This window comes from Streptomyces sp. NPDC005898 (genome assembly GCF_040629635.1).
GTDB lineage: Bacteria > Actinomycetota > Actinomycetes > Streptomycetales > Streptomycetaceae > Streptomyces.
Map to the genome: position 1 here is coordinate 183407 of NZ_JBEXWC010000009.1, position 13660 is coordinate 197066.

13 protein-coding genes are annotated in these 13660 nt (G+C 70.4%); all 13 read left to right on the plus strand.

The window, feature by feature from the left end:
* The first annotated feature begins 142 nt into the window (after positions 1-142).
* The 13 genes from thrB (at position 143) to ABZ385_RS15510 (ending at position 13657) form a co-directional block, all read left to right on the plus strand.
* Positions 143-1060 (plus strand): homoserine kinase, encoded by a 918-nt coding sequence (gene thrB, locus ABZ385_RS15450; RefSeq protein ID WP_358911692.1) that lies wholly within the window; start codon positions 143-145, stop codon positions 1058-1060.
* 423 nt (positions 1061-1483) lie between these two features.
* The gene (rho, locus tag ABZ385_RS15455) at positions 1484-3580 is read left to right on the plus strand and encodes a transcription termination factor Rho (protein ID WP_358911694.1); all 2097 of its coding nucleotides are present in this window, start codon (positions 1484-1486) and stop codon (positions 3578-3580) included.
* A 309-nt stretch (positions 3581-3889) separates the two neighbouring features.
* Positions 3890-5002 (plus strand): LCP family protein, encoded by a 1113-nt coding sequence (locus tag ABZ385_RS15460; protein WP_358697294.1) that lies wholly within the window; start codon positions 3890-3892, stop codon positions 5000-5002.
* 160 nt (positions 5003-5162) lie between these two features.
* Positions 5163-5384 carry a 50S ribosomal protein L31 gene (gene rpmE, locus ABZ385_RS15465; protein ID WP_030792109.1) on the plus strand — a complete coding sequence of 74 codons (222 nt, stop codon included), beginning with the start codon at positions 5163-5165 and terminating at the stop codon, positions 5382-5384.
* A gap of 144 nt (positions 5385-5528) precedes the next feature.
* Entirely contained in the window at positions 5529-6605 is a 1077-nt protein-coding gene (gene prfA / locus ABZ385_RS15470; protein ID WP_358585101.1) for a peptide chain release factor 1, read from the plus strand.
* A 38-nt stretch (positions 6606-6643) separates the two neighbouring features.
* Positions 6644-7489, plus strand: coding sequence for a peptide chain release factor N(5)-glutamine methyltransferase (prmC, locus tag ABZ385_RS15475; RefSeq protein WP_358585103.1), 846 nt, complete (start codon positions 6644-6646; stop codon positions 7487-7489).
* A gap of 46 nt (positions 7490-7535) precedes the next feature.
* Positions 7536-8183: an L-threonylcarbamoyladenylate synthase gene (locus ABZ385_RS15480; protein WP_030792118.1), complete on the plus strand. Its 648-nt coding sequence runs from the start codon at positions 7536-7538 to the stop codon at positions 8181-8183.
* Positions 8180-8833 (plus strand): protein-tyrosine-phosphatase, encoded by a 654-nt coding sequence (locus ABZ385_RS15485; RefSeq protein WP_125515116.1) that lies wholly within the window; start codon positions 8180-8182, stop codon positions 8831-8833. Before ABZ385_RS15480 ends, ABZ385_RS15485 begins: the two co-directional genes overlap by 4 nt.
* 78 nt (positions 8834-8911) lie before the next feature.
* A complete protein-coding gene (glyA, locus tag ABZ385_RS15490) occupies positions 8912-10177 on the plus strand; it encodes a serine hydroxymethyltransferase (RefSeq protein ID WP_358585105.1) in 1266 nt (421 codons plus the stop codon).
* 130 nt (positions 10178-10307) lie between these two features.
* Complete coding sequence (locus ABZ385_RS15495) at positions 10308-11633, plus strand: MraY family glycosyltransferase (RefSeq protein ID WP_358585107.1); 1326 nt, start codon at positions 10308-10310, stop codon at positions 11631-11633.
* A 257-nt stretch (positions 11634-11890) separates the two neighbouring features.
* On the plus strand, positions 11891-12304 hold the full coding sequence (locus ABZ385_RS15500) for a hypothetical protein (RefSeq protein WP_358585109.1): 414 nt from the start codon (positions 11891-11893) through the stop codon (positions 12302-12304).
* 222 nt (positions 12305-12526) lie between these two features.
* Complete coding sequence (atpB, locus tag ABZ385_RS15505) at positions 12527-13336, plus strand: F0F1 ATP synthase subunit A (RefSeq protein WP_358585111.1); 810 nt, start codon at positions 12527-12529, stop codon at positions 13334-13336.
* Between the two features lie 72 nt (positions 13337-13408).
* Positions 13409-13657, plus strand: a complete 249-nt coding sequence (locus ABZ385_RS15510; protein WP_030792134.1) for an ATP synthase subunit C — start codon at positions 13409-13411, stop codon at positions 13655-13657.
* Positions 13658-13660: the final 3 nt, after the last annotated feature.

Here is a 13660-nt window from a genome sequence, read left to right on the forward strand (position 1 = left end):
CTTCGATAGGCTGTACCGAACCCGCCCCGCCGCATATGCCGCGGTGCCGCCGTAGTGCGCGGCCTTCGGGTCTTTTGTACATGTGGCACGTACGAAACTACGCAGCCTCAAAAACACGCAGCTCAAGGAGAGTCATCGAGCGATGGCCGGTCCAGCGTTCCGCGCCGCCGCCGTCCGGGTGCGCGTCCCCGCCACCAGCGCCAACCTCGGTCCGGGCTTCGACGCCCTGGGCCTGGCGCTGGGTCTGTACGACGACGTGGTCGTCCGGGTGGCCGACTCCGGCCTGAACATCGACATCGCCGGGGAGGGCGGCGACGCCCTCCCGCGCGACGAGTCGCATCTGCTCGTACGCTCCCTGCGCACCGCCTTCGACCTGCTCGGCGGACAGCCGCGCGGCCTGGAGATCGTGTGCGCCAACCGCATCCCGCACGGCCGCGGCCTCGGCTCCTCGTCCGCCGCCATCTGCGCGGGCATCGTCGCCGCCCGCGCCGTGACGATAGGCGGCGAGGCCAGGCTCGACGACGCGGCGCTCCTGGAGCTCGCCACCGAGATCGAGGGCCACCCCGACAACGTCGCCGCCTGTCTGCTCGGCGGTTTCACCCTCTCCTGGATGGACGCGGGAGCCGCGCGGGCGATCAGGATGGAACCGGCCGGTTCCATCGTTCCGGTGGTTTTCGTCCCCGGCAAGCCCGTCCTCACCGAGACGGCGCGCGGCCTGCTCCCACGCACCGTCCCGCACGTCGACGCGGCCGCCAACGCGGGCCGGGCGGCCCTGCTCGTCGAGGCCCTGACCAGGCGCCCCGAGCTGCTGCTGCCCGCCACCGAGGACCGCCTGCACCAGGAGTACCGCGCGCCGGCCATGCCGGAGAGCGCCGCCCTGGTGGAGCGGCTGCGCGCAGACGGCGTACCCGCGGTGATCTCCGGCGCGGGCCCCACGGTCCTCGCGCTGGCCGAAGACAGTGCGGCCGACAAGGTCGCACGCCTGGCGGGAGAGGGCTGGGCGGCCAATCGCCTGGCGCTCGACGCCAGGGGAGCGAGCGTGCTGCCGCTCGCGTCCTGACGCGGTGCGCACCGTGACCGCGGTGACCGCAGCGAACGCAGGGAACGCAGGGAATTCGGGGCGACCCGATTTCGAGAGGGGGAATGTTTGTTGGATCCGGTAGTGTTAATCTCAAGTCTGCACCCGACCTCACCATGGCGAGGTGCTTTGTGTCCCCGTCCGGGACAACCATTCTTCCGGGAGCCCCCCAAACTGCTTCGTGCCCCGCACTGAGCGGTCCTGAGCACGCTCCGGAACCGGCGTGACCGAGCCGAGTGACACCGCACATCAGTGGCACGGCATCGCAATCGCCATCACCAATGAATTCTTCCGCCTCGTTGGCGGACCACCGCCCCGGCACGGTCCATACGCATAGGACCGCCGGACAGCACAACCGGTCGCCGAGCCAGACAGGCCGACGTCCGCTCCAGGGAAGGACCCTTCGTGAGCGACACCACCGATCTGATGGGCGTGACTGCCGACACGCCCGCCACGGACGCCTCCGCGGCGCCTGCCACCGGTGCTTCGGCCGGGTCCCGGCGGCGCCGCGGCACCGGCCTCGAGGGCATGGTGCTGGCGGAACTGCAGCAGGTCGCCTCGGGCCTTGGGATCAAGGGAACCGGGCGCATGCGCAAGAGCCAGCTGATCGAGGTCATCAAGGAGGCGCAGGCAGGGGGCGGAGCCCCGGCGAAGAGCGCCGCGCCCGCCGGCGACACCGCCGAGACCAAGCCCAAGCGCCGGGCCACCTCCAAGGCCCGTACGGGTGAGGACGCGGCGAGCACCGGCAAGGCGGCCGCCGCCGACAAGGCCGAGAGCCCCAAGGCCGAGAAGGCCCCCGCCCAGCAGCAGATCGAGATCCCCGGCCAGCCGGCCGAGCGCGGCGCGGACGACCAGCCGGCCGGCGAGCGCCGCCGGCGCCGGGCCACCGCCGACGCGGGCAGCCCGGAGACCGTGACCGCCGAGGCCAAGAGCGAGCCGAAGGCCGAGGCCAAGGGCGACGCGTCCGAGGCCAAGGGCGGCGAGGCCTCCGGTGACGCCGAGGGCCGCCGCGAGCGCCGGGACCGCCAGGGCCGCGGCCGCGACCGCGACCGCCGCGGCAACAAGGGCGACGACCAGCAGGGCGGCGGCCAGCAGGGCGGCGGCCAGCAGGGCGGCGGCCAGCAGGGCGGCGGCCGCCAGGACCGCCAGGACCGTCAGGACCGGCAGGACCGCCAGCAGCAGGGCGGCGGCCGTCCGGACCGCCAGGACCGCCAGCGGGACAACGGCCCGCGGGCCGACGAGGACGGGGACGACTTCGAGGGTGGCCGCCGCGGCCGCCGCGGTCGCTACCGGGACCGCCGTGGCCGCCGCGGGCGCGACGAGCAGGGCTTCGGCAACGAGCCGCAGGTCTCCGAGGACGACGTCCTGATCCCCGTCGCGGGCATCCTGGACATCCTCGACAACTACGCGTTCATCCGTACGTCGGGCTACCTCCCCGGCCCCAACGACGTGTACGTCTCGCTGGCCCAGGTCCGCAAGAACGGCCTGCGCAAGGGCGACCACGTCACCGGCGCGGTCCGCCAGCCCAAGGACGGCGAGCGCCGCGAGAAGTTCAACGCGCTCGTACGCCTCGACTCGGCGAACGGCATGGCGGCCGAATCCGGGCGCGGGCGACCGGAGTTCAGCAAGCTGACGCCCCTTTACCCGCAGGACCGGCTCCGCCTGGAGACCGACCCGGGCGTGCTCACCACCCGCATCATCGACCTCGTCGCGCCCATCGGCAAGGGACAGCGCGGCCTGATCGTGGCCCCGCCGAAGACCGGCAAGACCATGATCATGCAGGCGATCGCCAACGCGATCACGGTCAACAACCCCGAGTGCCACCTGATGGTCGTCCTGGTCGACGAGCGTCCGGAAGAGGTCACCGACATGCAGCGGTCGGTGAAGGGCGAGGTCATCTCCTCGACCTTCGACCGTCCCGCCGAGGACCACACCACGGTCGCCGAGCTGGCCATCGAGCGCGCCAAGCGCCTGGTGGAGCTGGGCCACGACGTCGTCGTGCTGCTCGACTCGATCACGCGTCTGGGCCGTGCCTACAACCTGGCGGCGCCGGCCTCCGGCCGCATCCTGTCCGGTGGTGTCGACTCGACGGCCCTGTACCCGCCGAAGCGCTTCTTCGGTGCCGCGCGCAACATCGAGGACGGCGGCTCGCTGACCATCCTCGCCACCGCGCTCGTCGACACCGGGTCCCGCATGGACGAGGTCATCTTCGAGGAGTTCAAGGGCACCGGCAACGCCGAGCTCAAGCTCGACCGCAAGCTCGCCGACAAGCGCATCTTCCCGGCGGTGGACGTGGACGCGTCCGGCACCCGCAAGGAAGAGATCCTGCTCGGCAGCGACGAGCTCGCCGTCACCTGGAAGCTGCGCCGCGTGCTGCACGCGCTCGACCAGCAGCAGGCCATCGAGCTGCTGCTGGACAAGATGAAGCAGACGAAGTCGAACGGCGAGTTCCTGCTGCAGATCCAGAAGACGACCCCGACGCCGGGCAACGGCAACGACTAGTCGTCACCGGCACGCGAAAGGGCCGTCCCGTCACACCTGTGACGGGGCGGCCCTTTTGTCGCACGCGAGACGTTGGCCACACCCATAAGAAATTCTCACGGCTTCGGGCGGTAGCGCCACAAGGCGTGAAAGCGCAGGTGAGAAGCGGAAAAGGGCTGGGCCGTCCACACGGTCCGTAGCGAATGCGACCCGGGGCGCACACAGGGCGCCGTGCAACCCTTCTTTCGGATTTCCCGTCTGACAAGTGACGGAAAACCACGCTTGACCCTGACATCAGGGGGGTACCGGCCGACGAGGACTGAGGGGCGCATGACCGACGAGAGCAGGGCCGCCGCCGCGCGCAAGCGGGGCAAGCGCGGCCGTCGCCGCAAGCCGCGCGACAAGCGCAAGAAGGTGCTCGTCGGCACGGCGTGGGCCGCGGCCTCGGTGGTCGTCCTCGGCGGCGCGGGCGCCGGCTTCCTGTACTTCAAGCTCAACGGCAACATCAAGGGCGTCGACATCAACGCCGCCCTCGGCACCAACCGCCCCCCGGACATCGACAACGGCTCCCAGGACATCCTGGTCCTCGGCTCCGACTCCCGCTCCGGCAAGAACGCCAAGTACGGCAAGGACGAGGGCGCGGCCCGCTCCGACACCGCGATGATCGTCCACGTCTACAAGGGCCACCAGAAGGCCAGCGTGGTCTCCATACCCCGCGACACCCTCATATCCCGGCCCGAGTGCGCGAGCGAGGACGGCCGCACGGACCCCGGCGGGCAGCGGCAGATGTTCAACACGGCGTACGAGGTCGGCGGCCCCGCCTGCGCCGTCAAGACCGTCGAGGAGATGTCCGGCATCAGGATGGACCACTACCTCGAAGTGGACTTCACGGGCTTCAAGAAGCTCATCGACACCCTCGGCGGCGTCGACATCACCACCAAGAAGGCGATCCACGACAAGGACAGCCACCTCGACCTGGACGCGGGCACGCACACCCTGAACGGCGAGCAGGCGCTCGGCCTGGTCCGCACCCGCCACGGCGTCGGCGACGGCAGCGACCTCGGCCGCATCCAGCTCCAGCAGGCGTTCATCAAGGCCCTGCTGGACCAGGTCAAGGAGGTCGGGGTGTTCAGCAGCCCGAAGAAGCTCTTCGACCTCGCCGACGACGCGACCAGCGCCGTCACCACGGACTCCGACCTGAACGACGTCAAGAGCCTCGCGGGCTTCGCGAACGGCCTCAAGGGCATCGGCGCGGGTGACATGAAGATGGTCACGATGCCCATCCAGTACGACCCCGCCGACCCCAACCGCGTCCTGCCCCTCGAAGAGGCCGACCGGGAGGTCTGGGACGCCCTGCGGGCCGACAGGCCCATCCCGAAGTCCGCCACCGACAAGTCCGCGGGCGACAAGGGAGCCGTGGGCTCCGTGGTGAGCAGCGGATAGGACCGGCCCGCACGGCCCCGGAACCGGCCCCGGAATAGATCCCGGCCTCCCCTCGTTTTGGGAGATACGGCCGGTCCTGGCAGACTGGTACGTCGGCCCCGGTTCACGTACGAGCAATCCGCCCGTACGACCCGGCGCCCTCCCGAAACTAGGAGACACCTTGAAGCGCGACATCCACCCCGAGTACGTCGAGACCCAGGTCAGCTGCACCTGTGGCGCCGAGTTCACCACCCGCAGCACGATCTCCAGCGGCACCGTCCGCGCCGAGGTCTGCTCCGAGTGCCACCCGTTCTACACGGGCAAGCAGAAGATCCTCGACACCGGTGGCCGCGTGGCCCGCTTCGAGGCCCGCTTCGGCAAGGCCGCGGCTGCCAAGAAGTAGCGAGCCACTGCGCCGGTCATCGGCCGCCCTCGGGAGGGGGTGGCCGGGACCGGCGCTTTTGCCGTCCCGCAGCCAATTCGCGTAGAAACCCGCGCGAAGCACCCTCGCGCAGAAATCCCTCGCGCAGAAAACCAGGAGCCCCCGATGTTCGAGGCGGTCGAGGAACTGATCGGCGAACACGCCGATCTCGAGAAGAAGCTCGCCGACCCGTCGGTCCACGCCGACCAGGCCAACGCGCGCAAGCTCAACAAGCGCTACGCCGAGCTGACCCCGATCGTCACGACGTACCGCACCTGGAAGCAGACCGGGGACGACATCGAGACCGCCCGCGAGCTGGGCGCCGACGACCCCGAGTTCGCCGCCGAGGTCAAGGACCTGGAGCGCCGGCGCGACGAGATCACCGAGAAGCTGCGGCTGCTGCTCGTGCCCCGGGACCCGTCCGACGACAAGGACGTCATCCTGGAGATCAAGGCGGGCGCGGGCGGCGACGAGTCCGCCCTGTTCGCCGGCGACCTGCTGCGCATGTATCTGCGCTACGCCGAGCGCGTCGGCTGGAAGACCGAGATCATCGACTCCACCGAGTCCGAGCTGGGCGGCTACAAGGACGTCCAGGTCGCCGTGAAGACCAAGGGCGGCCAGGGCGCCACTGAGCCCGGCCAGGGCGTGTGGGCCCGGCTGAAGTACGAGGGCGGCGTGCACCGCGTGCAGCGCGTGCCCTCCACCGAGTCGCAGGGCCGCATCCACACCTCCGCCGCCGGCGTCCTGGTGACGCCCGAGGCCGAGGAGATCGACGTCGAGATCCACGCCAACGACCTGCGCATCGACGTCTACCGCTCCTCGGGCCCCGGCGGCCAGTCCGTGAACACCACCGACTCCGCGGTGCGCATCACCCACCTGCCGACCGGCGTCGTCGCCTCCTGCCAGAACGAGAAGAGCCAGCTCCAGAACAAGGAGCAGGCCATGCGCATCCTGCGCTCCAGGCTGCTCGCCGCCGCCCAGGAGGAGGCGGAGAGCAAGGCCGCCGACGCCCGCCGCAGCCAGGTCCGCACCGTCGACCGCTCCGAGAAGATCCGGACGTACAACTACCCGGAAAACCGGATCTCGGACCACCGCGTCGGCTTCAAGGCGTACAACTTGGACCAGGTGCTCGACGGCGAGCTGGACGCGGTCATCCAGGCCTGCGTCGACGCGGACTCCGCGGCCAAGCTCGCGGCGGCCTGACGCCCCCATCCCTCGTACGACGCCCCCGGAGGACATGCGTGAACCTGCTGCTCGCGGAAGTGGCCCAGGCCACCCAGCGGCTGGCCGTCGCCGGCGTGCCCTCGCCGCGCAACGACGCGGAGGAGCTCGCGGCCTTCGTGCACGGCGTGAAGCGGGGCGAGCTGCACTCCGTCAAGGACACCGACTTCGACGCCCGCTACTGGGAGACCATCGCGCGCCGTGAGGCCCGCGAGCCGCTCCAGCACATCACCGGCCGCGCCTACTTCCGCTACCTGGAGCTCCAGGTCGGCCCCGGCGTCTTCGTGCCCCGCCCCGAGACCGAGTCGGTCGTCGGCTGGGCCATAGACGCGGTGCGCGCGATGGACGTCGTCGAACCGCTCATCGTCGACCTGTGCACCGGCTCCGGCGCCATCGCGCTGGCCCTCGCCCAGGAGGTCCCGCGCTCGCGCGTGCACGCCGTGGAGCTGTCCGAGGACGCCCTGAAGTGGACCCGCAAGAACGTCGAGGGCTCCCGGGTCAAGCTCGTCCAGGGCGACGCCCGCGACGCGTTCCCCGAGCTGGACGGCCAGGTCGACCTGGTGGTCTCCAACCCGCCGTACATCCCCCTCACCGAGTGGGAGTACGTCGCCCCGGAGGCCCGCGACTACGACCCCGACCTCGCCCTGTTCTCCGGCGAGGACGGCCTGGACCTGATCCGCGGCATCGAGCGCACCGCCCACCGGCTGCTGCGCCCGGGCGGGGTCGTCGTCGTCGAGCACGCCGACACCCAGGGCGGCCAGGTCCCCTGGATCTTCACCGAGGAGCGGGGCTGGGCCGACGCGGCCGACCACCCCGACCTCAACAACCGGCCGCGCTTCGCGACAGCCCGCAAGGCGACGCCGTGATGACCGATACCCCAAGGCAGCAGTACGTGTACGAGGAGGCCCGCTGATGGCACGGCGATACGACACCAACGACGCGACCGACCGCTCGACCGGTCTGCGCGAGGCCGCGTCCGCCGTCCGCCGGGGCGAGCTGGTCGTCCTGCCCACCGACACCGTCTACGGCATCGGCGCCGACGCCTTCAGCCCCGAGGCGTGCGCCGACCTGCTCGACGCCAAGGGCCGCGGCCGCAACATGCCGACGCCCGTCCTCATCGGCTCCCCGAACACCCTGCACGGCCTGGTCACCGACTTCTCCGAGATGGCCTGGGAGCTGGTCGACGCCTTCTGGCCCGGCGCCCTGACCCTGGTCGCCAAGCAGCAGCCCTCCCTCCAGTGGGACCTCGGCGACACCCGGGGCACGGTCGCCATCCGCATGCCGCTGCACCCCGTCGCCATCGAACTGCTCACCGAGGTCGGCCCGATGGCCGTCTCCTCCGCCAACCTCACCGGGCACCCCGCCCCCGAGGACTGCGACGCCGCCCAGGACATGCTCGGCGACTCCGTCTCCGTGTACCTGGACGGCGGCCCGACGCCCGGCATCGTCCCCTCCTCGATCGTCGACGTCACGGGCCGGGTGCCGGTCCTGCTCCGGGCCGGCGCCCTCGACGCGGACGAGCTGCGCAAGGTGGTCCCCGACCTCGAGGTGGCGAATTGACAGCCCCTGAGACGGGGCGTGGCATAACGGGCTTCCCGGGCTCTGCGGGCACCTTCCGCATCCTCCACGTCAGCACCGGCAACGTGTGCCGCTCGCCGATCACCGAGCGGCTGACCCGGCATGCCCTCGCCGACCGCCTCGGCGACCCGCTCACCGGCGGCCTGATCGTGGAGAGCGCGGGCACCTGGGGCCACGAGGGCGCCCCCATGGAGACCAACGCCGAGACGGTCCTCGCCGACTTCGGCGCGGACGCCAGCGGCTTCATGGGACGCGAGCTCCTCGACGACCACGTCATCCGCGCCGACCTGGTCCTGACCGCCACCCGCGACCACCGGGCCCAGGTCATCTCCATGGGCCACTCGGCGGGCCTGCGCACGTTCACGCTCAAGGAGTTCACGCGCCTGGTGCGGGCCATAGACCCGACCACCCTGCCCGAGCCCGACGGCAACGGCGTGGTGGAGCGCGCCCGCGCCCTGGTGCGGGCCGCCGCCGCCCTGCGCGGCTGGCTGCTGGCGCCGAACGTCGAGGCCGACGAGGTGTACGACCCCTACGGCGCCCCGCTGCCGTTCTTCCGGTCCGTGGGCGACGAGATCAACCAGGCGCTCGACCCCGTGGTGACGGCGCTGACCGGGGTGCCCGCACACATGTAGCCGGACCGGGGTGCCCGCCCCCGGGCGGCGGCCTACATTGGATCTGAGGTCACCCCCCGCCAGGCCCCGGAGCCCACGATGTCGCTCAGCACGGTCAGCACCGCCGCCCCCGCCGCCCACCCGGCGTCGTACACCGACCTCGACGCGCTGCGCCGGCAGGACCCCGAGCTGGCCGAGGTCCTCGCCGCCGAGGCCGCCCGGCAGTCCGCCGGGCTCCAGCTGGTCGCCGCCGAGAACTTCACCTCACCGGCCGTCCTGACCGCCCTCGGCTCCCCGCTCGCCAACAAGTACGCCGAGGGCTACCCCGGCGCCCGCCACCACGGCGGCTGCGAACTGGTGGACGTCGCCGAGCGGCTCGCCGTGGAGCGCGCCAAGGCCCTCTTCGGCGCCGAACACGCCAATGTGCAGGCGCACTCCGGTTCCTCCGCCGTCCTCGCCGCGTACGCCGCGCTGCTGCGGCCCGGCGACACCGTCCTCGCCATGGGCCTGCCGTACGGCGGGCACCTCACGCACGGCTCGCCCGCGAACTTCTCCGGACGCTGGTTCGACTTCGTCGGCTACGGCGTCGACGCCGACACCGGCCTCATCGACCACGACCAGGTGCACGCCCTGGCCCGCGCCCACCGCCCGAAGGCCATCGTCTGCGGTTCGATCTCCTACCCCCGGCACATCGACTACGCGGCCTTCCGCGAGATCGCCGACGACGTGGGCGCCTACCTCATCGCCGACGCGGCCCACCCCCTCGGCCTGGTGGCCGGGGGAGCGGCGCCGAGCCCGGTGCCGCACGCCGACGTCGTCTGCGCCACCACCCACAAGGTCCTGCGCGGCCCCAGGGGCGGCCTCCTGCTCTGCGGGGCGGACCTGGCGCACAGGATCGACCGGGCCGTCTTCCCGTTCACGCAGGGAGGCGCCCAGATGCACACGATCGCGGCCAAGGCCGTCGCCTTCGGCGAGGCGTCGGCGCCGGACTTCAGGTCGTACGCCCATCAGGTGGTCGCCAACGCACGCACGCTGGCCGAGGGCCTGGCCGCCGCCGGGTTCGCGGTCGCCACCGGCGGCACCGACACCCACCTGCTCCTGATCGACCCCGCGCCCCTCGGGGTGGACGCGCACACCGCCCGCGGCAGGCTCGCCGCCGCCGGGATCGTCCTGGACACCTGCGCCCTGGCACACGGTGACGCCCGCGGGCTGCGCCTGGGCACGGCGGCCGTCACGACCCAGGGGATGACCGGCCCCGAGATGGAGCGGATCGCCGGCCTGCTGGCCGACGCGGTGCGCGAGGGCGCGGACGTACGGCGTGAGGTGCGCGAACTGGCGGGCGGATTTCCACCGTATCCGCGATAGGAGGGGGTGGCCGCGTCAGAGACGGACGCGTACTCGTGCAACCATCGTCGCTACCCGTAAGTCCCCAACCGTATGCGCGCAAAGCTAGGGTGTGGGGCTGAGATGGCCAGCGATACCTGTGGGGAAGCCCGTGCGTGAATACCTGCTGACGCTCTGCATCACGGCCGCGGTGACCTATCTGCTGACCGGACCGGTGCGGAAGTTCGCGATCGTGGCCGGCGCGATGCCGGAGATCCGCGCTCGTGACGTGCACCGGGAGCCCACGCCCCGGCTCGGCGGGATCGCGATGTTCTTCGGCCTGTGCGCGGGCCTGCTGGTCGCCGACCACCTGCCGAACCTGAACGCGGTCTTCGAGAACTCCAACGAACCGCGCGCGCTGCTCTCCGGGGCGGCGCTGATCTGGCTGATCGGCGTCCTCGACGACAAGTTCGAGATCGACGCGCTGATCAAGCTCGGCGGCCAGATGATCGCCGCGGGCGTCATGGTGATGCAGGGCCTGACGATCCTGTGGATCCCCATCCCCGGCGTCGGCCCGGTCTCCCTGACCTCCGGCCAGGGCACGCTGCTCACGGTCGCGCTCGTGGTCATCACCATCAACGCCGTCAACTTCGTGGACGGCCTCGACGGCCTCGCGGCCGGCATGGTCTGCATCGCCTCCGCCGCGTCGTTCATGTACGCCTACCGCATCTGGTACGGCTACGGCATCGAGGCCGCCGCCCCCGCGACCCTCTTCGCCGCCATCCTCATGGGCATGTGCCTGGGCTTCCTGCCGCACAACATGCACCCCGCCCGCATCTTCATGGGCGACTCCGGCTCGATGCTCATCGGCCTGATCCTGGCGGCCGGCGCCATCTCCGTGACGGGGCAGGTCGATCCGGCCACCCTGAAGCTGAACTTCGGCGGCGACCGCGACGCCACGCACGCGATGCTGCCGGTCTTCATCCCGCTCCTGATGCCGCTCACGATCATCGCGATCCCCTTCGCCGACCTGGTCCTCGCGATCGTGCGCCGCACCTGGAACGGCAAGTCGCCGTTCGCCGCCGACCGCGGGCACCTGCACCACCGGCTCCTGGAGATCGGCCACTCGCACAGCCGTGCGGTGCTGATCATGTACTTCTGGTCGGCGCTCATCGCCTTCGGCACCGTCGCGTACTCGGTGCACTCCACCAGCGTGTGGATCCTGTTCGTCATCGTCGCGTTGAGCGCACTGGGCCTCGTGCTGCTCCTGCTGCCGCGCTTCACGCCGCGCACCCCGCGCTGGGCGGAGGCGTTCGTGCCGCCGCGCTACCGCCGCCGCAGGCAGGAGCGGGCCACCGCCGAACCGGCCCCGGACGGCCCCGAGAAGCTCTCCGCCGAGGCCGCCGCCCCGGTGCCCGAGCTGAGCGGCGCCGGGCGCCCGCACGGCAGCACGGCGCTCTCCGCGCGGCCTCGTGTACGGTCGCACGAGCGCGACTAGCGGCGGCTACCACCCCGACGCGCGCGCGGCCAACGCGCAACGCGCGCGGTGGGCCGAACGTGTGACGGTCGGCACACTTTCAGGTAAAGACTGCATCAAATAGTTTGTGATACGGTTCACGAGAACCCGAGATATATTGGGGCGGCCCCGAAGAGACCGGCCGCCTTGGTGAGGTGCGCCTCGTCGTGTCCGGGCCAGGGCCTTCGCTCGACGATCGCAATGCCACGTCCCCAAATTTCGCCGGAGGAGCTGCCGCCATGCAGTCCAACGACGCCCGCACACTCCTGCACTGTGCCCTGCCCACCGCTGCCGCGGGCGCGGCGGGGATCGCGGTCAGCGCCGCCGTAGCCGGCGGCAAGGGTGCGCTCGGTGCCACCTTCGGCGCACTGGTCGTCCTGTTGTTCATGGGCGGTGGCCTTGTGGCGCTGCAGCGAGGCGCGCGCTCCTTCCCTCATCTGTTCCAGATGATGGGTCTGCTGGTCTACACCGTCCAGATCCTGGTGCTGATGGTCGCTCTCACCGCGCTGCGCGGTACGTCGGCCTTCAATCACAAGTGCTTCGCGTTCACCCTGCTCGCCGCCACTTTGGTGTGGATGGCCGCGCAGGTGCGCTCCCATATGAAGGCCAAGGTCCTCTACGTGGAGCCGGAATCCGCCCGGCCGCAATCGTGAGCTGTAGGGGCAGCGTAAGAAGGCCTCCGCTCATTTGCTATGGTCTCGCCACAACTGCGGCAGAGCTGGCGCGGGAGGCGGCCGTGCCTGTGAAGCCTTACGGCTCGGAGCCCAGCCGCCGCCCCCAAATCCGCAAGTCCAGTCCAGTGCCGCTCCGCGGTCGTAGGCCGCGCCGACACATCGAGGTTGCCGTACCCATGCGCCACGTTGAAGGAGCTCGCGGTGAGTAACGCCCAGACGCTCGCCTTCGAGACCGATTGCCATATTTTTGAAGGGTGCGGTTTCCCGACCCCCGGCCTGCACTCCTTCCTCTTCGAGCCGATTTTCACCGTCAACGGCTTTGAGTTCAACAAGCCGATGCTGCTGGCCCTGGTGAGTTCGGTCGTCGTCATCGGCTTCTTCTGGGCGGCTTTCAATAAGCCAAAGCTGATCCCTGGCAAGCTCCAGATGATCGGTGAGATCGGCTACGACTTCGTGCGCCGCGGCGTCGTCTACGAGACGCTCGGCAAGAAGGAGGGCGAGAAGTACGTCCCTCTGATGGTCTCGCTGTTCTTCTTCATCTGGATCATGAACCTCTGGTCGGTCGTTCCGCTCGCCCAGTTCCCGGTGACCTCGGTCATCGCCCTTCCGGCGGGTCTCGCGGCGATCGTCTACATCCTCTGGGTGAGCGTGACCTTCAAGAGGCACGGCTTCATCGGCGGCTGGAAGAACATCACCGGCTACGACCGCTCGCTCGGCCCCGTCTTCCCGATGGTCATGTTCTTCGAGTTCCTCTCGAACATGATCATCCGGCCCTTCACCCACGCGGTGCGGCTCTTCGCCAACATGTTCGCGGGTCACGTCCTGCTGGTGATCTTCACCATCGCGAGCTGGTACCTGCTGAACGGCATCGGCATCGCCTACGCAAGTGTCTCGTTCGTGATGGTCATCGTGATGACGATCTTCGAGCTGTTCATCCAGGCGCTGCAGGCCTACGTCTTCATCCTGCTGGCGTCCAGCTACATCCAGGGCGCGCTCGCCGAGCACCACTGAGTACGCCTCTCCTCCCCCCGATACATCCGGTGGCCAACCCCCACCGGCCCGTAAAAAGAAGGAAGTTACGGCATGTCCGCTCTCGAGACCCTCGCCGCGGTCAACATCCAGGGCAACTTCGGTGCGATCGGCTACGGCCTCGCCGCGATCGGCCCCGGCATCGGCGTCGGCGTCATCTTCGGTAACGGTACGCAGGCCCTCGCCCGTCAGCCCGAGGCCGCCGGCCTCATCCGCCAGAACCAGATCCTCGGCTTCGTGCTCTGTGAGGCCCTGGCGCTCATCGGTCTGGTCATGGGCTTCGTTTACCCGGTTCCTTCCTGATCC